Origin of the sequence: Hymenobacter sp. BT491, assembly GCF_014349165.1 — a bacterium.
Lineage (GTDB): Bacteria > Bacteroidota > Bacteroidia > Cytophagales > Hymenobacteraceae > Hymenobacter > Hymenobacter jejuensis.
This window is the reverse complement of record NZ_JACSJJ010000002.1, coordinates 360,145-379,613: the sequence shown is the minus strand read 5'-3', so window position 1 is coordinate 379,613 and position 19,469 is coordinate 360,145. Positions and strand designations below refer to the sequence as shown.

17 protein-coding genes are annotated in these 19,469 nt (G+C 55.6%); 12 read left to right on the top strand and 5 right to left on the bottom strand.

From position 1 onward, the window contains the following. The first annotated feature begins 48 nt into the window (after positions 1-48). The 4 genes from H9I52_RS07500 (at position 49) to H9I52_RS07485 (ending at position 3,594) form a co-directional block, all read left to right on the top strand. On the top strand, positions 49-951 hold the full coding sequence (locus tag H9I52_RS07500; RefSeq protein ID WP_187453360.1) for a PhzF family phenazine biosynthesis protein: 903 nt from the start codon (positions 49-51) through the stop codon (positions 949-951). Between the two features lie 108 nt (positions 952-1,059). Further along, positions 1,060-1,890, top strand: a complete 831-nt coding sequence (mutM, locus tag H9I52_RS07495) for a DNA-formamidopyrimidine glycosylase (protein WP_187453967.1) — start codon at positions 1,060-1,062, stop codon at positions 1,888-1,890. Positions 1,891-2,186: 296 nt separating this feature from the next. Continuing rightward, positions 2,187-2,675, top strand: coding sequence for a hypothetical protein (locus H9I52_RS07490; protein ID WP_187453359.1), 489 nt, complete (start codon positions 2,187-2,189; stop codon positions 2,673-2,675). A 415-nt stretch (positions 2,676-3,090) separates the two neighbouring features. Further along, the gene (locus H9I52_RS07485) at positions 3,091-3,594 is read left to right on the top strand and encodes a DUF5004 domain-containing protein (RefSeq protein WP_187453358.1); all 504 of its coding nucleotides are present in this window, start codon (positions 3,091-3,093) and stop codon (positions 3,592-3,594) included. Between the two features lie 84 nt (positions 3,595-3,678). Here the strand turns inward: H9I52_RS07485 and H9I52_RS07480 are convergent, their stop codons facing one another. Then, a complete protein-coding gene (locus H9I52_RS07480; protein ID WP_187453357.1) occupies positions 3,679-4,713 on the bottom strand; it encodes an SDR family NAD(P)-dependent oxidoreductase in 1,035 nt (344 codons plus the stop codon). 219 nt (positions 4,714-4,932) lie between these two features. Here H9I52_RS07480 and H9I52_RS07475 point away from each other — a divergent pair, with 219 nt between their 5' ends. Then, a complete protein-coding gene (locus H9I52_RS07475; protein WP_187453356.1) occupies positions 4,933-5,418 on the top strand; it encodes a hypothetical protein in 486 nt (161 codons plus the stop codon). Between the two features lie 66 nt (positions 5,419-5,484). Here H9I52_RS07475 and H9I52_RS07470 read toward each other — a convergent pair whose 3' ends face one another. Beyond that, complete coding sequence (locus H9I52_RS07470; RefSeq protein WP_187453355.1) at positions 5,485-6,252, bottom strand: sulfite exporter TauE/SafE family protein; 768 nt, start codon at positions 6,250-6,252, stop codon at positions 5,485-5,487. A gap of 142 nt (positions 6,253-6,394) precedes the next feature. Between H9I52_RS07470 and H9I52_RS07465 the strand changes: the two genes are divergently transcribed. After that, positions 6,395-8,008 carry an MDR family MFS transporter gene (locus H9I52_RS07465; protein WP_262385986.1) on the top strand — a complete coding sequence of 538 codons (1,614 nt, stop codon included), beginning with the start codon at positions 6,395-6,397 and terminating at the stop codon, positions 8,006-8,008. A 2-nt stretch (positions 8,009-8,010) separates the two neighbouring features. Here H9I52_RS07465 and H9I52_RS07460 read toward each other — a convergent pair whose 3' ends face one another. Beyond that, a complete protein-coding gene (locus tag H9I52_RS07460) occupies positions 8,011-8,655 on the bottom strand; it encodes a POTRA domain-containing protein (protein ID WP_187453354.1) in 645 nt (214 codons plus the stop codon). A gap of 243 nt (positions 8,656-8,898) precedes the next feature. Here H9I52_RS07460 and H9I52_RS07455 point away from each other — a divergent pair, with 243 nt between their 5' ends. The 6 genes from H9I52_RS07455 (at position 8,899) to H9I52_RS07430 (ending at position 17,510) form a co-directional block, all read left to right on the top strand. Next, positions 8,899-9,948, top strand: coding sequence for an LLM class flavin-dependent oxidoreductase (locus tag H9I52_RS07455; RefSeq protein WP_187453353.1), 1,050 nt, complete (start codon positions 8,899-8,901; stop codon positions 9,946-9,948). Between the two features lie 200 nt (positions 9,949-10,148). Then, entirely contained in the window at positions 10,149-12,683 is a 2,535-nt protein-coding gene (locus H9I52_RS07450) for a TonB-dependent siderophore receptor (protein WP_222940430.1), read from the top strand. A gap of 76 nt (positions 12,684-12,759) precedes the next feature. Further along, positions 12,760-13,971 (top strand): PepSY-associated TM helix domain-containing protein, encoded by a 1,212-nt coding sequence (locus H9I52_RS07445; RefSeq protein WP_187453352.1) that lies wholly within the window; start codon positions 12,760-12,762, stop codon positions 13,969-13,971. A 108-nt stretch (positions 13,972-14,079) separates the two neighbouring features. Continuing rightward, positions 14,080-14,532, top strand: coding sequence for an ankyrin repeat domain-containing protein (locus tag H9I52_RS07440; protein WP_187453351.1), 453 nt, complete (start codon positions 14,080-14,082; stop codon positions 14,530-14,532). Positions 14,533-14,738: 206 nt separating this feature from the next. Beyond that, positions 14,739-17,036, top strand: a complete 2,298-nt coding sequence (locus H9I52_RS07435; protein WP_187453350.1) for a molybdopterin oxidoreductase family protein — start codon at positions 14,739-14,741, stop codon at positions 17,034-17,036. Between the two features lie 15 nt (positions 17,037-17,051). After that, on the top strand, positions 17,052-17,510 hold the full coding sequence (locus tag H9I52_RS07430; RefSeq protein WP_187453349.1) for a molybdopterin oxidoreductase: 459 nt from the start codon (positions 17,052-17,054) through the stop codon (positions 17,508-17,510). Between the two features lie 23 nt (positions 17,511-17,533). Here H9I52_RS07430 and H9I52_RS07425 read toward each other — a convergent pair whose 3' ends face one another. After that, a complete protein-coding gene (locus tag H9I52_RS07425) occupies positions 17,534-18,565 on the bottom strand; it encodes a tellurite resistance/C4-dicarboxylate transporter family protein (RefSeq protein WP_187453348.1) in 1,032 nt (343 codons plus the stop codon). Positions 18,566-18,706: 141 nt separating this feature from the next. After that, on the bottom strand, positions 18,707-19,276 hold the full coding sequence (locus tag H9I52_RS07420; RefSeq protein WP_187453347.1) for a hypothetical protein: 570 nt from the start codon (positions 19,274-19,276) through the stop codon (positions 18,707-18,709). Positions 19,277-19,469: the final 193 nt, after the last annotated feature.

The following is a 19,469-nucleotide window of genomic DNA, read 5'->3' as shown; positions in this document are numbered from 1 at the left end:
TCCAGAAGCGCTATTGGCTGCGCCCGCCTATTTCCCGACCTTAGCTCCATGACGACTTCTCTGCCCTTTCTTCTGGTTGATGCCTTCACTACTACGCCTCTGGGCGGCAATCCGTGCGCGGTAGTGCTTGATGCTGATGAGCTTAGCATCGAAACGATGCAGCGCCTGGCCCGCGAATTTAACCAGTCGGAAACGGCATTTGTGCGGCGCTCGTCCGTGGCGGAGTTCGGCGTTCGCTACTTCACGCCGGCCGAGGAGATTCCGCTGGCCGGCCATCCTACTATTGCCACCATCACAGCCCTGCTACACACTGGGCGTCTGACACTTACAGGAGCCACAACCACGTTACAGCTAGAGTTGCTGGAAGGCCCCATTCGCATTGATGTAGAAGCGCCCGCCACCAGCCACGAGCCGCCGCAGGTGCTCATGACCCAGCGCCGTCCCGTGTTCGGAAGCCTCCATGACCCTGCCGTAGTGATGCCGCTCTTTGGGCTCACCGCCGATGACTTAGCCCCCGGCGCTCCCATCCAGACGGTTAGTACAGGCACGCCACAGCTCATGATGCTGGTGCGCGACCACGATGCCCTGCGGCGGGCTTCGCTTCCCGACCCGGCCGGCCTAGACCGCTACCGGGCCGCCAGCGACTTCTTCAGCCCACATCTCTTTTGCCTAGGCGGCGCTACTGCTGCCGGCGATACGTTTGCCCGTCATTTCTGCACCCCACCCGATGTGGCCGAAGACCCCGTCACAGGCTCTGCGACCGGCGGCATGGCCGCTTACCTGTGGCATTATGGTCACCTTCAAAAACCCGAATTTATCGCCGAACAGGGCCATTGGCTGGGCCGCCCCGGTACGGTTACGGTGAGCATCAAAGGTCCGCGCGAAGCCATCGAATCGATCCAGATTGGGGGCACGGGCGTAGTCGTGGTAGAAGGCTTGCTGCGGGTGTGAAAAACACGGCAGTGCAACTCCTCGGAGCACTTTGTTGTTGACCCAAAGAGGCCGCAGTCAGGCGCTGACTGTGGCTTTTTTGTGCCCCAATTTACTCGTTTCCTGCCCGTGCCTGAGTTACCCGAAGTTGAAACCTACCGTCGCTTTCTCGACGAAGTTATTCTGCACCAACCCATTACCGCTGTTGAAGTATTCGACCGACATGTGCTGGCCGTCGAGGAAGACACGCTGCGACGCCGTGTGGTAGGGCAAATTGTAGTGGCCACGCGCCGACTAGGCAAGAATTGTTTCCTAGAATTTGCCGACGGTTCGGCGCTTGTATTGCACTTTGGCATGACGGGCGACGTAGGAGCCTACCGCCACGATTACGATGCACCGCGTTTCACACGGGTAGCTTTTCACTTGGCCGATGGACTGCGGGTTGCCTTTATCGACCCGCGCAAGTTCGGTCGTATTCGCCTGACGGATAGCCTTGAGCAGTACCAGAAAGACAAGAAGCTGGGGCCTGATGCACTGAAAATAAGCCTCGAAGAGCTCTCACAGGTATTGCGTAAAAAGAAGACTTTGATCAAACCGTTGCTGCTCGACCAAAGCATCACGGCAGGTCTTGGCAATTGGATTGTAGATGAAGTGTTGTATCAAGCTAAGATTCATCCGGAGCGCCGCGCCAACACGCTCACGGATGCCGAGTTTAGCTCGTTACATGCTGCTATTCAATCAGTTCTGAAAACTGCTATAACCCAAGAGGCCACCTATCGGCAGTTTCCGGCAAACTTTCTGATTCATGCCCGCGAATGGGACGAATCGGCTACGCCAGGCACCGACCAACATCGTTTTTGCCCGCGGCATCAGAAAGAGGAAATTGCAAAAAAATATGTTGGCGGTCGAGCTACTTACTACTGCCAGATTTGCCAGCCTGAACCAAGTGAATCGATATAATTATATACTAATATTTAAAATATTTCGCTTGATAGGGGCGCGCTACGTTTTCAAAAGGAATTATGTTACAGAATGCAATTTATTTTATTGATTCTTAAAATATAAAGATTTCAACGCCAAGATTATGTTATAGAATTTTTCATAGCCTCTTTGTTTTTGCTATTATCTTTGTGCCAGTAACCTACTCCGAATCAAGCACTTCGGAGAGGAATTATTCTTGGATATAAACTGGTTGCCTATGCCGCATGGCTACTACGCAGTATTTGCGTGAATTTCTTTCACCATTTTATTCTTTCATGAAAAAACTGTCTCTCTTCCTGAGTTTGGCTGCTCTCGCATCCTTAGCCGCCTGTGAGAAAGAAACTGTTGAGCTAAAGGAGCCTTCTGCTCCTGCTGCCAATGCGCAAGCTTCAGGCGATGCCTTGACCGGTAGCAACTGGCACCTCACCGCTCTTACAGGAACTTGGAATTCCGGCACGGGCCCCGTTACGACGGATGTCCTGTTTACCGTAAAGCCTTACACCCGCGACAACCAGATTCAGTATAACGCTGATGGTACGTACGTAGAGAACGAAGGCGCCACGAAAGGCAACCCCGCTGATCCGCAGCAGATTTCGGGTACTTGGAAGCTCAGCACCACCCGCGATTCGCTGACCGTTACGCTTCCTGGCGTAGTTCGTCGGTACGCAGTAACCGAACTCTCGCCCACCGCGCTTCGGCTGACCGAAACCAACGGCGTTGATAAGGCCAAAGCAACCATCTTCACCTCCGTGTTTACGCACTAGTCTCACCACACCTACCACAACCAAAACGCGCCCCGCTATAGCAGCGGGGCGCGTTTGTTTTTTATCCCTAGTGCATCACGCGTTTCAATTTTTGGTTTTGACAGGTAACGTTTAACAAGTGATCATGCCAAACTATGGTCAACTAATTCTACTTTAAGCCCCAAGGTCGGCTTTTGCCAGATATATAACATTTCAAATATTTTAGCTTTTGGACAAAAATATAACTATCCAAACAAAGTGTTTAAATAATAGTATTTTTCTAAGAGTTTAGACTTTTTATGCTACATTTGCAGCAGTAGAATGCTTCGAAGGCGGGAATTCGGAGGGACAGAGTTGTTGGACATAATTAAGTTTGCCTATGCAATAGGTTTACTGCGCAGTGTTGCGTGAACTTCCTTCACCATTTTATTCTTTCATGAAGAAATTGCCCCTTTTCCTGAGCTTGGCGGCTCTCTTTTCGTTGGCCGCTTGTGAGAAAGAAACTGTTGAGCTAAAAGATCCCGGACAGCAATCCGCTACGGCGAATGCTGTGCAAACCAAATCGAACACCTTGGCCTCAGGCAGCTGGCGCCTTACGGCCATGACGGCCGCCTCAGCCGCAGAAGCTGGTAAAGGCGTCGTTACTACCGACCTATTTTTCTTGGTAAAACCTTGGTTGCGCGACAACCAAATCCAATACAATGCCGACGGCTCTTACCTGTTGGACGAAGGCACGCTGAAAGCTACTCCCGCTGATCCGCAGCAGCTTCCGGGCACTTGGAAGCTCAACGCAACCGGCGATTCGCTGACCGTTACGTTGAAGGGCTCTGTCCGCCGCTTTGGTGTGGCCGAGCTGACGCCTACCGTGCTTCGCCTGACCCAGACGAACGCTGCCGCAGAAGGCCAAGCCTCAACCATCACTTCGGTGTTTATGCGTTAATACTCGCACACTTCTGCAACAACACGCGCCCGGCTATTTAGTCGGGCGCGTTTATTTTACAAATACCTGATTATCAGATATTTGCTATCGATCGCTGGTTAGCTCGTTGTTGCGGCGTTCGGCGCGGCGATTGGGAATGGTCACCCAGGATTTTGTCAGATCAGATTCGCTTTCGTAGCCGTGGCGGCGTTCGTAGCCATACTCGTCGGGCTCGGGCAACACGCGGTTTACCCAGCCCAACACGTCGGCGGTAGTGCCCGGAAACAAGCCGTGAAAACCCGCCAGCAATTTGGCCGGCAAGCTCAGAATGACTTCGGCTTCGCCCCGCCGGCAGGCATTCCAGATTTGGCGGGTGGCGCTTTCGGCATTCATCGAAAGCACGGGCAGCGAGTCGGCGATGGTAAACCACGCGTACTCTTTTTTATGCTGCCCTTTCACGATGGCGTGGCGGGCACTGCCCGTGCGCATCAGGCCCGGACAAACGGTGGTTACCAAAATGCCCTGCTGGATCAGCTCCGACCGGAAGGCTTCCGACAGGCCCACCAACGCAAATTTGCTGGCGCTGTAAGCGGCCAAATGCGGCACGGCTACCTTGCCGCCTACTGAGGCAATGTTGATGATGCGCCCTTCGCCCCGCTTCCGCATCGAGGGCAACACGGCGTGCATGGTGTGCAGCGGCGCCCAGAAGTGCGTATCCATAGACTCCTGGTAATCACGCAGATCCACGTTGTCGATGGGGCCGGCTGTGATAATGCCCGCGTTGTTGACCAGCACATCGATGGGGCCAAGCTTTGCCTGCACTTCGGCTACGAGCGTGCGTACTTCCTCGGCGTTGGTCATGTCGCGTTGCAGGGTCATCACTTCGGCGCCGCCGGCGCTGAGTTCCTCCCGAGCCCGCTCCAGTTCTTCGGCATCGCGGGCACAGATGGCCACCTTGGCACCTTCCGACACCGCTTGCCGGGCCAGTAGCAGTCCCAGCCCGCGTGAGCCGCCGGTAATCAGAATTACTTTGCCTTCCAAGTCATAAGAGCCACGGCGGTTGCTCCAAACGGTAGCCGCCGCAACAAGAGCACCTACGCCGGCGGCAACGAGCCAGTTTTTTCGGGATTTTCGCTTCATACTAGTTGTAAGGAAGTTAAGCCGAAAGGTTACACTTCGGGCCCCGCATAATTTTTGGCTTTTCGCTGAATGAAACAGGCGCATCCGAACGTTACTAGCAGCAGCTTCTCCAAATTGGCATCATATTTACAAGCTGCTAAGGGCAGCTTTGGGCGCGCAAGGCTATTTTCCTCAGGTCTTGCACCCGATTTGCACCTAGTTGACTTCTGGTATTTAGAAATGAAAACGACCATCCTCGCTACCGCTCTGTTACTTAGCTCCTCTGTCGTGGGCCTGGCCCAGACCGCTTCCACCAAGCCCAAACCGAAGCCTACGGCCGCTGCCACCCCAAAAGTGGGTAGCCCGTCCGCGGCTCAGCCGGTTCCTGCTCCGCCGGCAGCCAAAGTCGATGAGCGTGCCAACGCCCTCACCGACAATATGCGGCAGGCGCTGGCGCTCACGCCTCAGCAAACCGAAAAAGTGCGCAACATCAACCTCAATAGCGTGCGCGGTGTCGAGACGGCCCGCCTGCAATACCGTACCGATGTGCGTAAAATGGCCTCGGTAGTTGACGACATCGGCCAGTCCAGACTGGCAGCCTTGAAGGAAGTACTGACGCCTCAGCAATTCGACCGCTACCAACGCAAGCGCGAAGAGAAAATGGGCGTTCCGTCGACGTCAGGTGCGCAGGGCAACCCGGTACCGGGCCTGCCAGGCGGCGAATAAAAACAACCATCTGATTACCAATACGATATAGCACATACCCGCATTACCGTATTGGTAGTCAGATAATTATGTTTGTTGAAAGGTATCGTAGCCCAGTTTTACGATAATTCCGCAGACTACCACCAAAAACAGTACCCGCATGAATCCCGTCCCGCGCCGGAGCGCCATGCGGGCTCCCAACATGGAGCCCAGGATGTTGCAGACGGCCATGGGCAGCGCCACACGGTATAAAATCTGGTCGGTGAAGGCGAAGTAAGCAAGGCTGGCCACGTTGGTGGCCACGTTCACGAGTTTGGCCGAGGCAGACGAGGTGATGAAATCGTAGCCAAACAGGCCCACAAAGGCAAACAGCAGGAAGCTGCCCGTGCCCGGTCCAAAAAACCCGTCGTAGAACCCGAGCAGAGCGCCTATGAGAATGCCGTAGAGCGGCTCTTTATTTTCAGGTAACCGCGGGGCGTGAATGGCACCAAAATCTTTGCGCCAAAAAGTATAAATCGCAATCACGACCAGCAGCCCCAGCACCAACGGCCGCAGCAGTGCCGCAGGCAACAGGCTCACGACCCGCGATCCGGCAAAAGAAAACATCCCCGCCGTAACGGCCGCTGCGCCCACGGCCCGCCAGCGCATCGGCACTTTGCCGGCGTAACGCTGCAATGCTGCGGAAGTGCCCGCCAACGACGAAACTTTGCCCGTACCCAGAATAGTTGGCACGGGTACCCCCTTGAGCAACAATAACATAGCTGGCAGCTGTATCAGGCCTCCGCCCCCTACTACAGCATCTATAAAACCAGCCAAAAAGGCAAACAAGCACAGGAGGGTAAGCGTCAGGGTCATGCCGGCAAAATTGAGCCGGTGAAGATACGGGGCCAACCGCTGCGAATTGCTGCGCGTTAAGAATCTTCGGGTTCGTTACTTACGCTATCTTAGTTGTTATCACCGCCGACCTACCTTCACTCCCCTCCTGTTGTTGCAACCCATGCGCGGCTCGCTGACCCATCGTCATAAAATGCTCACGTTTGCCGGTATTCTGCTGGCGATGTTTCTGGGCTCTCTTGACCAAACCATCGTCTCGACGGCCCTGCCCCGCATCGTGGCCGACCTGCACGGCCTGGATCGCTTTACGTGGGTAGCCACGGCGTATCTGGTGGCCAGCACGACGTTGGTGCCCATTTACGGAAAGCTGGCCGATACCTACTCGCGGCGCACCATCGAGGTAACAGCGGTGTGCATCTTTCTGACGGGCTCGATGCTGTGCGGACTAGCCGGCGAGTTTGGCACGCTCCCCATCTTGGGCGACGGCATGAGCCAACTGATCATCTTTCGCGGTATTCAGGGCGTGGGCGGCGCGGGCTTGTTTGCGCTGGCTTTTATCATCATCGCCGACTTATTCCCGCCTTCGGAACGTGGTAAATATCAAGGGTTTACGGGAGCCGTTTTTGGCACTTCCTCCGTATTGGGGCCATTCATGGGCGGCCTGCTCACCGACCACGGCACCAACCTGATTCCGGGGGTGGCGGGCTGGCGGCTAGTTTTTTACGTCAACCTGCCGCTGGGCGCGCTGGCCCTGTGGTTCATCCTGACCCAGATGCCGGCCTTGCGCCCGCGAGGCGGCCGCAAGCACCTAGATTATCCCTCGGCTTTGCTCCTGATCGGGGGCTTGGTGCCGCTCATGATCGCGCTGCAACTCAACAAAGCGGTGTATGGGTGGTTGTCGCCGGTTACGCTCACTTTTCTGGCGGTGTCGCTCGTGGCCCTGTCGCTGTTTGTGGTTCGCTCGCTGGGGTGCGAAAACCCGGTCCTGCACTTCGGACTGTTCAAAAACCGCGTCTTTCGCTCGGCCAACGTGGCTTTGTTTCTGCTGGGCGGCGCTTTTCTGGGCATCGTCATTTTCGAGCCCCTGTTTATGGTCAACGTGGTGGGCGTGTCGGCCACCCGGGCGGGCGTGAGCCTGATTCCGCTGTCGTTGGGCGTCGTGCTGGGTTCCATGATAGCCGGCCAGATGGTATCGCGCTTCGGGCACTACAAATACTGGATGCTGGGTGGGGGCTTGGTTGTGATGGCGAGCCTGAGTTTTCTGGCCACCATGCCCCTCGACGTTTCCTACCACCAGGTATTGCTGTATCTGGGGCTATGCGGCATTGGGTTGGGGCCGATCATGCCGCTGTACACGCTGGCCATTCAAAACTCCATCGAGCCGCAGTTTCTGGGTCAGGCAACCTCCGCCAGTCAATTTTTTCGCCAGATTGGCGGCGCCATTTCGGCCGCGGTGCTGGGCACCGTGCTCACGGCCAGCTTGGCGCAGGTGTTGCCCCCATCGGAGATCTCAAGTCCCACAGCCAGCCCAACCGCTCATAGTGAAGTGCGGAGCGCCATCAGCGAAGGCCCGACCGTGCCGCCTTCCTCGACCACCAACTCGCCGGAAGTGCGGGCCGCCTTTTCGCATGCGATTTCCCGTATCTACTTCTGTACCATCTTCTTAGTGGCCGCTGGCTGGATTGCTACGCTGTTCGTGCCAGAATTGCCGCTGCGCAAAAGCCACATGGTTCGGCACCCTGCTTTGGTAGAATTAAAGCCGGGAACCCGCTCCTAACCCTAAAGTTTGTTCTTTTCTACAAGCACAAATTCCAGGTCAACTTGGTCTGTCGGCTTATCGGCTCGCATAATTGGTTTGGGGTTTATACCGACCCTCGTACGCTCGAATGGGCCCATCTGAGCAATATTCCGTTGAGCCTGCATCAATTTGGACCGGCTAAATAGCTCGCCGGAGTGCGTTGGAATGATCTTTAATATTTCTTCCGTCGACACTTTGTGGTTGCCTCTCACGGTGATGTTGCCTATTTCGGCTTGCCGCCCTTCCGAAATTACAAACGTCAAGTCAACACTGCCGTCTGGACGATGCAGAACTTGCGGATTCAGCGAGAAGAACAGGTACCCTTGGTCCATATAAAGCGAAGTAATATCGCCTTTGGGATCGTATTGCAGGCGCTTGTGTAAGGCCACAGAATCGTATGCATCGCCGGTTTTCACACCTAACACTTGGTTGAGGCGCTCGGTTGAGATCGCTTTATTGCCTTGCCACGTAATGCGGCCAATTTTGCTTTGAGCCGCTCTCCGGCCCGAAGTAAGCACGTTTAGTTTGGCTTTGAGCGACTTTACGGGTGTTGGGCTCATGGCGGCCGTGGCCAGCCAGGTAAATACAACAACGGGCACAACAAGGAGGAAACGAAGGTTCTGCATGAGATTCAAAGTAGTTGAAACGACTCTTTTAGAATTTTGCCTGCTTGGAAAAGCATAACCAAAGCCTCACGGCAGATATTGCGGCCCTAGCACAATCAGGAGCCACGCGAACACAATAGGGTTGCATCCGGAGATTATCGCTTCGTCCGCTTCATATTCACACATTCTTTTGTTGTTGGCATTTACTTCGGGTCGAACCGTGGCTCATGCCTGCGGTTATACACTAGATTTAATACTTAAGCTATGCCTTCCCCGTCTTCACTCCGCCTCAGCGTGCTCGATCAGTCGCCTATCCGCCAGGGTGGCACAGCACAGCAGGCAATCCAGGAAACGATTCAGCTGGCTCGTTTTACGGAACAGCTTGGCTATACGCGGTTCTGGGTTTCGGAGCATCACAATACTTCCTCCTTAGCCGGCTCAACTCCGGAAGTGTTGCTGGCCCGCTTAGGCGTTGAAACCCAGCACATTCGCTTGGGTTCCGGGGGCGTAATGCTGCCCCACTACAGCGCCCTGAAGGTGGCCGAAAACTTCCGGATGCTGGAAACGCTGTACCCCGGCCGCATCGACTTGGGCATTGGCCGCGCGCCCGGCGCCGACCGCCTCACGGCCACGGCGCTCAACCCGGGCAATACCTTCAACGAGCACGATTTCGTGGAGCAACTCCTGGATCTGAGCCGCTTCCTTACCGACACCGCCGAGCCCGATACCATTCAGGAAAAGATAAAAGCCGCCCCGCAAGCGCCCACCGTGCCCGAGTTGTGGATGTTGAGTTCCAGCGGCCAAAGTGGCCTGTTTGCGGCGTACCTGGGCATGGCGTTTTCCTTTGCGCACTTCATCAACCCGATCGGTGGCCCCAACATGATGCGCCTGTACAAAGAGCGCTTCAAACCCTCGGCCCTACTTTCGGCCCCGCAGGCCAACGTAGCCATTTTCGTGCTTTGCGCCGATACGGAAGACAAAGCGCGTCAGCTTGAAGACACGATGGCCATGCAGATGTTACGCCTCGAACGCGGCGAACGCATCAACATTCCGCCCTACGCTGCGCTTACCAACTTCGGGCTTTCCCCGGCCGAGCACGACCGCCTCATTTACCACCGGCAACGCATGGTGAGCGGCACGCCGGAGCAAGTGAAGGCTAAACTAACGCAGCTGGCCGCCCAATACGGCGTGGACGAAGTAGTAGCCGTCACCATCACCTACGACTTTGCCGACCGGCTACGCTCTTATGAGCTCCTGGCTCAGGCCTTTGAACTGAGACCAACAACTGCGCAACTGGCTGTTAGTCAGCATTAAGACAAACTATTGTGTTGCATTGGAAAGAGCCAGGCTTAAAAGGCCTGGCTCTTTTTTTATGCCTTTACCAGACCCTCTTTTATCACAAAGTTCTCATTATCAAATATTTATTCAAAATCCTGTGATTAAGCTCAATATTATTTGTATTAAATCTAAATAAGCCCTTAAGTTTGCATTGTTTTTAATCAGTCTAAATAACGATGCGCTCTCTTGTACTGCTCCCGGCCTTGCTTATGGTATTGATGCTAACCTCCGCATTTGGGCCAGGTGAGTTGCAGAAGGGAACCGTAACAGGGCAGATTGTAACGGCCGAAGGGCAGCCCGCCGAACAAGTTGGGGTGATGGTAAAAGGCTCGACAATCGGTACCAATACCGACGCCGCGGGCCATTTCACCCTGCAAGTACCTGCTGGCAAAAGCACCTTGGTAATCAGCTACTTGGGCGTAGCTCCACAGGAATTTACCGTTGAGATCCAGTCGCGCCAGACCCTGACGCTGCCCACCGTAACGCTGCCACAGAGTGCGCAGCAGTTGGCCGAAGTGAAAGTGACCGCCACGCGCACCATCAACCAAAAGCCTACGCTGATCGGCAAAATGCCCGTTCGCCCCCTGGATTTGCCCCAGAGCGTGGTTTCCATCAGCCAAGAGACACTGGAGCAGCAGCAGGTTCTGCACCTAAGCGACGCAATCACCAATGTCAGTGGCATTTACGTGACCAGCACCACCGGCGGCACGCAGGAAGAATTAGGCAGCCGTGGCTTTGCGTACGGCAGCAACAACACCTTCAAAAACGGCGTGCGCTTCAACAACGGCATCATGCCCGAAGCCAGCTCGCTCGAAAGCCTGGAAGTACTGAAAGGCAGCGCGGCTATTTTGTACGGCAACGTGGCCGCGGGCGGCGTGCTCAACCTCGTGACCAAAAAACCGCGCTTCGAGCAGGGCGGGTCGGTGGCGTTGCGCGCCGGGAGCTTTGGGTTTGTAAAGCCCATGTTCGACGTATACGGAGCAGTGGGCCAGAGCGAAAAAGTAGCGTATCGCCTCAACGGCACTTACGAGCGCAGCGACAGCTACCGCAATCAGGTAAAATCGAATCGGGTGTACGTCAATCCGTCGCTGCTCCTTAAGCTGACCGACAAAACCAATTTGGTGCTGGAAGGCGACTACCTGCGCGACAACCGCACGCCCGACTTCGGCGTCGGGGCCATTGATTACCAGATCCTGGAGGCGCGCAGCCGCTTTCTGAACGCACCCGGCGCCCAGAACGCCACTCAGCAGACCAGCACTACGGCCACCCTGACCAGTCACCTAAACGATGCCTGGCAAATACGCGCCGTTGCCGGTTTTCAGCGTTATGAAAACGAGTTGCGCAGCGCTTCGCGGCCCACAAGCATCAACAACGGCACCATGCCAGCGGTCGGGAAAGTGGGCACTCCGGGCTACGTTCCGGCCCACGCCAAATCCAGCCTCTACGGCGACTGGGGCCGTAACCTGCAACGCACCAAAACAGCCGAGAATTATTACTTGGCTCAACTTGACCTGACGGGCTCATTTCGGACCGGCTTTTTGAACCACACTTTGCTGCTGGGTGCCGATGCTGATCAATACCAAACGAACACGCTGGCTTATGTAGCTCAGGCATACGACTCTATCAACGTCTTGGACCGCAGCAAAGTACTGGGCCAACCCGCTGGCCGCGTGAGCAGCTACGAAGCCTTGTTGCGCAACACCCGCACACTCGGCAACACCCGCCGCGCAGGCTTCTACGTGCAGGACTTGCTGAGCATCAGCGAGAAAATCAAGCTGTTGGCCGGGGTGCGTTGGAGCTACCAGGAAACGCCCAGCGACGTGTACACCTATGCCGCTCCCAATGCTTCGGGTGTAGTCGTGGCGACCGTGAAGGAAAACCGCCGCTACGACAACGCCTTTTCGCCGCGCTTGGGCCTTGTGTATCAACCTATTAAGACTACCGCCCTTTTTGCCTCGTACTCTAACTCGTTCTCGCCCAATACCGGCATCGACGCGACTGGCGCCAACCTCGCTCCTTCTCTGATCGACCAATTTGAAGTCGGCGTCAAAAATGACTTGTTTAAAGGAGCACTGTCGGCCAACGTGACGGCTTACCGCATCGTGAACAGCAACCAGGCCCAGACCATTCAGCAGTTTATCAGCGGCACCGACACGCCGAACCCAGCCTGGAACAGAAATTACCCTACGGCGCAGGAGTTGGCCGGCGAAGTAACCAGCAAAGGCGTGGAAGTGGACATCGTGAGCAAGCCCTATCAAGGCTGGTCTTTCATTGCCGGCTACAGCTTCAACCACACCGCGTACACGAAGAGCAACATCTACGAAAACGGCAGCCGCCTGCGCTACAACCCGGCTCATACGGCCAACCTAAGCCTGTTCTATAACTTCGGTAACACCTTCAGCGACAATACCCTCCTGAAAGGCCTGACCGCTGGCGTAACCGGCTACTACGTCGGCGATAAGCTGGCCGGCCGCAACACGCGCCTCGTGGATGCCAGTACCGGCAAGTCCTTCAACGATGCGTTCAAGCTCATCGCCATTCCCGATTACGTGCTGTTCGATGCCTCGGTGGGCTATTCGTACGAGCGGCTGTCGCTGCGCGTGAAGCTGGCCAACATCCTCGACGAACTCAGCTACAACCTCCACGATGACAACAGCGTGAACCCCATCGCCCCGCGTAACTTCTCGGCTACGCTTTCTTACAAGCTGTAATACAACTATATGATTATCAATTACTTACAACTCAAGGGTTTTGATCCGTTGAGTCGATAAAAAAGCTGCGCTTGCCATGATGAAGACGTTTTTTCGCAACATTCACCTCTACCTCAGTTTGGCTTCGGGGCTGGTCATTGCCTTGGTTTGCTTCACGGGCGGCGTGCTGGTGTTTGAAAAAGAGCTGGAGCAGGCCTGGCACCCAGAGCGCTATTTTGTATCGGTCAGCAGCCAACCGCGCTTGCCTTTAGCGCAGTTGGTGCAAGCCGTAAAAGCGGAAACTCCACAAGCAAAAGTGACCGGCGTGAAGGTGTACGCCGATCCGTTGCGGACTGTGGAAGTGAGCTTGGCGGGGAGCGCGCCGATGGGCGAGCGCAAACCGGAAGGCCAGCGCCCCCAACAGCCAGAAAAAGGCGGCAAACCCGGCGCGAAGGGCGAACAACGCGGCGGCGAAGGCGGGCGCGGACCACAATACTTTATAAATCCTTACACAGGTGCCGTGGTGGGCAAGCTCAACTACCGCGACTCGTTCTTTTTCACAATGATGGCGTTGCACCGCGGCATGGTGGGCGGCGCAGCGGGCAAGCTGATTGTGGGCATGAGTACGCTGTTTTTCCTGTTTATCATCGGCACAGGCGTTGTGCTGTGGTGGCCGGCTACGCGCAAGGTGGTGAAGCAGCGCCTGACCATCAAGTGGGGTGCCAGCTGGAAACGGCTCAACCACGACCTGCACCTCGTGCTGGGTTTTTACAGCGCGTTGTTTCTGTTTGTGTTTGCCTTCACCGGCCTAGCGTGGTCCTTCGAATGGTTTAACAAAGGCATTTATACTGTCACGGGCTCGGAGATGAAAAACCCGGAGCCTCCCAAATCGCAGGCGGCAACCGGCGGCAAAGCCATCGGGTTGGATGCCGCCTACGCAGCGGCCCGTTCGCAAGCCGGCGACGCGGCGTTTTTCGCCATTCAACTGCCCAAAGATTCGGCCGAGAGCATCCGGGTAAACATGCTCCGCCCTAACGCGGCCCACGAAACTGCCGGCGATGAACTTTACCTCGATCAGTACACGGGGCAGGTGCTGGGCAAACTGGATTTCGAAGACCGCAACCTCGGCCAGCGCGTGCGCCGGACATTTCGCCCGATACACGTAGGATCCATTTTTGGTACGCCTTCCAAAATCATTGCCCTGATTGTCTGTTTCTTAGGCACCACATTTCCGGTAACGGGCGTAATCATGTGGCTAAACCGACTCAAAAAAGGTAAAAAGAAGCGCAATGCCGTCCTGACAGCGTAATAGTCCTGATCTTATCAAATTATTAATTTTTCTTGAAAGCGCCTGGTGGAAGCATCTGGTGCTTTTTATACTTTTACAGAATTATACAAGTATGATCACGCGTACCCAATGAAAAAAATTCTCCTCCTGACGGTTTTCCTGTTGAGCTGCGCAGCTTTGGCCATGGCTCAGACGCCTAGCAAGGAGCTCTTCACCGCCGTCATGAAAAACAACGCTGCCCAAGTCGAAACGCTGCTCAAAGCCGGTGCCGACCCCAACGCAGCGATCGAAGTAGTACCCGGCTTCAAAACCAGCTACCTCATTACAGCGGCCACCAACAACAACTTGGAAGTGGTGAAAACCCTGATCGCGCACAAAGCGCAGGTCAATGCCAAAGACGCTTTTCAGGTAACCGCGCTCATGACGGCAGCCGGCAAAGGCAATAAATCCATTGTAGAGCTGCTGCTCGCCAACGGCGCCGATGTAAAGGCCAAAGACGACGATGGCAAAGATGCTTTGGCTACCGCCAAAGAAAGTGGCAATGCCGAAGTGATCGCGCTGATTCAGCAGAAGCTGAAATAACTTCCCGCACACTTTTTATCACAAGGCCAAGCTTAACAGCTTGGCCTTGTTTGTTTATAATAAGCTTACAATCAGAGCGTTAAAAAATAATTATATTATAATAACTTGACATTCAATTAGTTAACCTCGGCTATATCTTCCTGCCTGCACTCACGTAAAGCGGCTTGTGATCCACATTAAAATGGGATTAAAATCAAGCCTGCCACATGGAAGAAACCCGCGACAGTATTGCTGACATTTGGGGCCAGCGCACCGGCTATGAGGGCCAGTGGCCCGTGCGAGTAGATGAGCATATTGAGGAAACGCCCGACCGGTGGGTACAATCTGCATGCGTGCTGTGCTCCAATGGCTGCGGAATAGATATTGGGGTAAAAGACGGGCGTATCGTGGGCGTGCGCGGCCGGGCCGCCGACCGCATCAACCACGGGCGGCTGGGGCCTAAAGGCCTGCACGCCTGGGTTGCCAACCACAGCAAGGACCGCCTGACCAAACCGCTCATTCGACGTAACGGGCAGCTGGAAGAAGCTACCTGGGACGAAGCCATGGGGTTGATCGTGCAGAAATCCAAGGAGTTGGTGGAGCAACACACCAGCAGCTCCATTGGCTTTTATACCTCGGGGCAGCTGTTTCTGGAAGAATACTATGCGCTGGGAGTGCTGGGGAAAGCGGGTTTGGGCACGCCCCACATGGACGGCAATACGCGCCTGTGTACCGCGACCGCGGCCGCCGCTCTGAAAGCCTCGTTTGGATCCGACGGGCAGCCCGGCTCCTACACCGACCTGGACACGACGGAAGCCATTTTGCACGTCGGCCATAACACAGCTTCCCAGCAAACCGTGCTGTGGATGCGCATTCTGGATCGGCTGGCTGGCCCCAACCCGCCGAAGTTGGTCGTGATTGATCCGCGCCGAACCTACACCGCCGAGAAGGCCACCGTGCATTTGGCACCCCGCGTGGGCACCAACATCCCGGTGATGAATGGGCTACTGCATCTCATTATTCAGGCGGGCCACATCAACCAGGAATACATTGATACTCACACCGTTGGCTTCGAGGAGCTGAAAAAGATCGTCGAACTGTGGACGCCTGATCGGGTGGAGCGCCTTAGCGGCGTGCCCGCCGATAAGCTGCGCGAAGCGGCTCGCATACTAGGTACTTGCAATACCTTGGTATCCAGTGCCTTACAAGGTGTATATCAGTCGATGCAGGCCACGGCAGCAGCCGTTCAGATCAACAACCTGCACTTGCTGCGCGGCCTGATCGGGCGCGATGGGTGCGGTATCTACCAGATGAACGGCCAGCCTACGGCCCAGAACACCCGCGAATGCGGCGCCGACGGCGATTTGCCGGCGTTTCGCAACTGGGGCAACCAAAAGCATGTTCAGGAGTTGGCCGACTTGTGGAACGTGGACATCGACAAGATTCCGCACTGGTCGCCGCCTACGCACGCTATGCAAATCTGGCGTTATTGCGAAACGGGCTCTATCAAAATGCTCTGGATCAGCGGCACCAACCCACTTGTTTCGATGCCGGATCTGGATCGCATCCGCAAAATTCTGAAGAAGAAAGATCTGTTCGTGATCGTGCAGGACGCCTTCTCGACCGAAACCACCCAATATGCCGATGTTGTGCTACCCGCCGCTATTTGGGGCGAAAAAACGGGTTGCTTTACCAACGTCGACCGCACCGTTCACCTCTCCCACAAAGCCATTGATCCGCCCGGTGAAGCACGCTCTGACTTCGATATTTTCGTGGATTACTCCCGCCGCATGGATTTCCGCGATAAAGAAGGCAAGCCGCTATTGAGTAGCACTTGGCAGTCGCCGGAAGATGCCTTCAACGCCTGGCGCGAATGCACCCGCGGCCGTCCGTGCGACTATACCGGCCTGAGTTACGCCAAGCTCACCGGCGGCTCGGGCATTCAGTGGCCCTGCAACGACCAATACCCCGACGGAGCCAAACACCTCTACACCGACGCCGTCTTCTGCACCGATGTCGACTATTGCGAAGACTACGGCTACGACCTGGAAACGGGCGCTGCCCGCACCCAGGATGACTACAAATTGATCGATCCGAAGGGCAAAGCTTTTCTCAAAGGCGTTGATTATCAGCCCCCGCACGAAGAACCAGATAAGGACTACCCATTGTGGCTCACGACGGGCCGGCTGGTATATCACTTTCACACGCGCACCAAAACGGGCCGCGCCAAGGCCTTGCAGGATGCCGCGCCCGATGCCTACGTGCAGCTATCGGCGCAGGACGCTGCCCGCTACGGCATCGCCGAAGGCGATATGGTGGAGGTGCAATCGCGCCGCGGCAAGGTGCGCGAGCCCGCCCGCATCGGCGACATCGAGCCGGGGCTGGTCTTTCTCCCGTTTCACTACGGCTACTGGGACAAAGACGATCGGCCGCGGGCGGCCAACGAGCTGACACTTACCGAGTGGGACCCCGTCAGCAAACAGCCGCATTTCAAGTACGCCGCCGTCCGAATTAAAAAAGCGTAATTCAGCCTCATTATCATGCACTTAGCTAATTACTTAGGCTTGATTGACACCAGCGAGAAGCTGCTGGCCGACTCGCTGGAGAAAGTGGCCCGTCACCACCAAGACGAGTCCGACGTCGAGCAGACCTGCCTGCTGCTGTCGGCGTGGTCGCGGCAGCACCACGGGCGCCTGCAACCGTTTATCGCAAAGTATTCGGAGGACAAAAGCCCCGAGCCCGACCGTTTGCACAACGCCCTGTTCGATGGAGTCCGCAACGGCAGTTTGGGCCTGCTGCGCGATTTGCACGATCTGTGGCTGCTCGCCAACGAAGTCGATTTGTGCTGGATCTTGATTTCACAAGCCGCTCTGGGTCTGCGCGATAAGGAATTGGAAGCGCTGTGTACGCACTGCAAGAAGGAAACCAGACGGCAGCTCGATTGGCTCATGACCCGCATGAAACAAGCCGCGCCCCAAACCTTAATCGTAGCCGATTAAGACCTTTTAACAGTTTCTTTCGATCATGCTGGTTGTGGCGTTATGGCGGCCGTTGCAAAGTGGTAGAGCATGCCGCCAAACGCCAGCACCCAAGCCAGCAACGCAACGTAAATAAAGCCCGCCGAAATGCTTTGTAGCTGATGCACGGGCAGGACTTCGGCCAGGCGCAGCGTAGCGGCGGTGTACATACCCAGCGGAAATACCATGCTCCAGTAAGGCGGGCTGTAGGCAAATGCCGGCCGCGTCCGCAGATGATTCCACAGGCGCAGGCCCGCCACCAGCGGAATCCACCAGCTGCTGACAACCCAGAATAATACGCTCCAGCCCTTTACGAACGGCACTATGTCGCTCAGGACGTGGGCTTTATCAAGGGCCGATACCAAGGTAGTTCCGGCCAGCACGGTAATCGCGCTGGCCCCCACGCTAATCCAGTAGGCGGCGCCTACCTCCTCTTCGCCCAACCGCACAAAAGTAAGCCGGTAGATCAGCAGCGTGATGAGCACAACATACAGCAGGCTGCCGAGCAAAAAAGCCCCAACAGTACCAACAAATCCTACTTCCAGCGGGACGGGCCAGCCGGAAACGAGCTTTGCGCCCAGCACCGCCAGCGACTCAGTAGCTACCACCAGCAACAACCAGCTGCCCGTGAGTCCTTTCTCCAAATCCGGCTTTTCCTCCCCGATGCTTACGCCCAGCAGAAACGAATACGACAATACCAGCCAGCTTGCTAACGCCAACACCCACAGCGCATTACCTACAGCCTGGTTGTGTCGCAACTGCACAAACTGGCTTCCGACCAGACACGTAGCCGGTACCAAAGCCAGAAAATTGGCACCCTTTGCATGCGAAGTAAGCTCCGCCCACAGCCCTTTGAAATCCAGGAAGGCGCGCAGCACCAACAGAAGCAGAAACAGCGGATAAATCAGCAGGTTGAGGTAGAAGAACGCTTCGGCTATGCCTTCCATTTCTAGCTCTTTCGCCGCCAGCGAGATGATCCCGGTGGACATGACCATTGCAAAATAGGCGGGCGGAAACTGCCGAATTGCCTTCTTCATAGCGCCAGGGTAGGAAGTAAAAACGTGTTGCGTATACTTCTCCCGCGCTTAGTATGTTAAAGCCGAGCTACGGTCTTACTGGCTGCCCAATTTAAGGTTCTCCAAGTTGCTATATTTCATAACGCATTGATATTCAATATATTAAGCCTGTATCATCAAATCAATCTCAATCCGATGCGTTAGAATATCGCCATTTTCGGCCTTTAGCACCAGAAAGTTAGGCCCTTGACCAAGCTTTTCCGGCGATATACGCAGCACTGTTTCGCCAGCCGAAGCAACGCCGTGCAGCAGCGTTTCGGCTCTCGGCGCCGCGTCGTAATAGTAAAGCGTCAGCTCCACGGCACTGGCTTCACTAAGGGCGAAACGCACTTCAAGCGAACCATCAAAAGTGGCCATAAGCTGCTGTGCCACAGTAAGCTCACGACCAGCGGCAAAACTTTTCAATTGCTCCAAAGCCACCGGCCCCACCAAATCAAGCACGACAATTTGGGGGTTTTGGCGCCGAAAGGTTTCTTTCATTCGGGCGCGTTCCTCAGGCCCAAACCACCCGCCTAGCCCGATAACATCGAAGTCGCGGGCGTCAAAATCGTCGTGTACAGTAGCCAGACTGGTAGAACCCAGCGCGTAAAAGCCTGCTTCGCGCACCTGGGGAAGCAGTTGTTGCATAAACTCCCGGCGCTTGCCGAGCAAAAGCAGCGTTAGTTGTTTCATCGTTTCAAGGATTAATGTGCGGCGGAAACGCAAACGGAGCGCAAGCAACGCCCTCCTACTCTGCTGACGAATGAGCCACAGAAATGCTTTGCTGTGAGCGCTTTAATCCTGTTTTCTGCCCAAAACGCTTAACATAAAAAACGCCCGGCGTCGGCGCCGGGCGTTTTTATTATTCAGCAAAGGCAAAACCTCC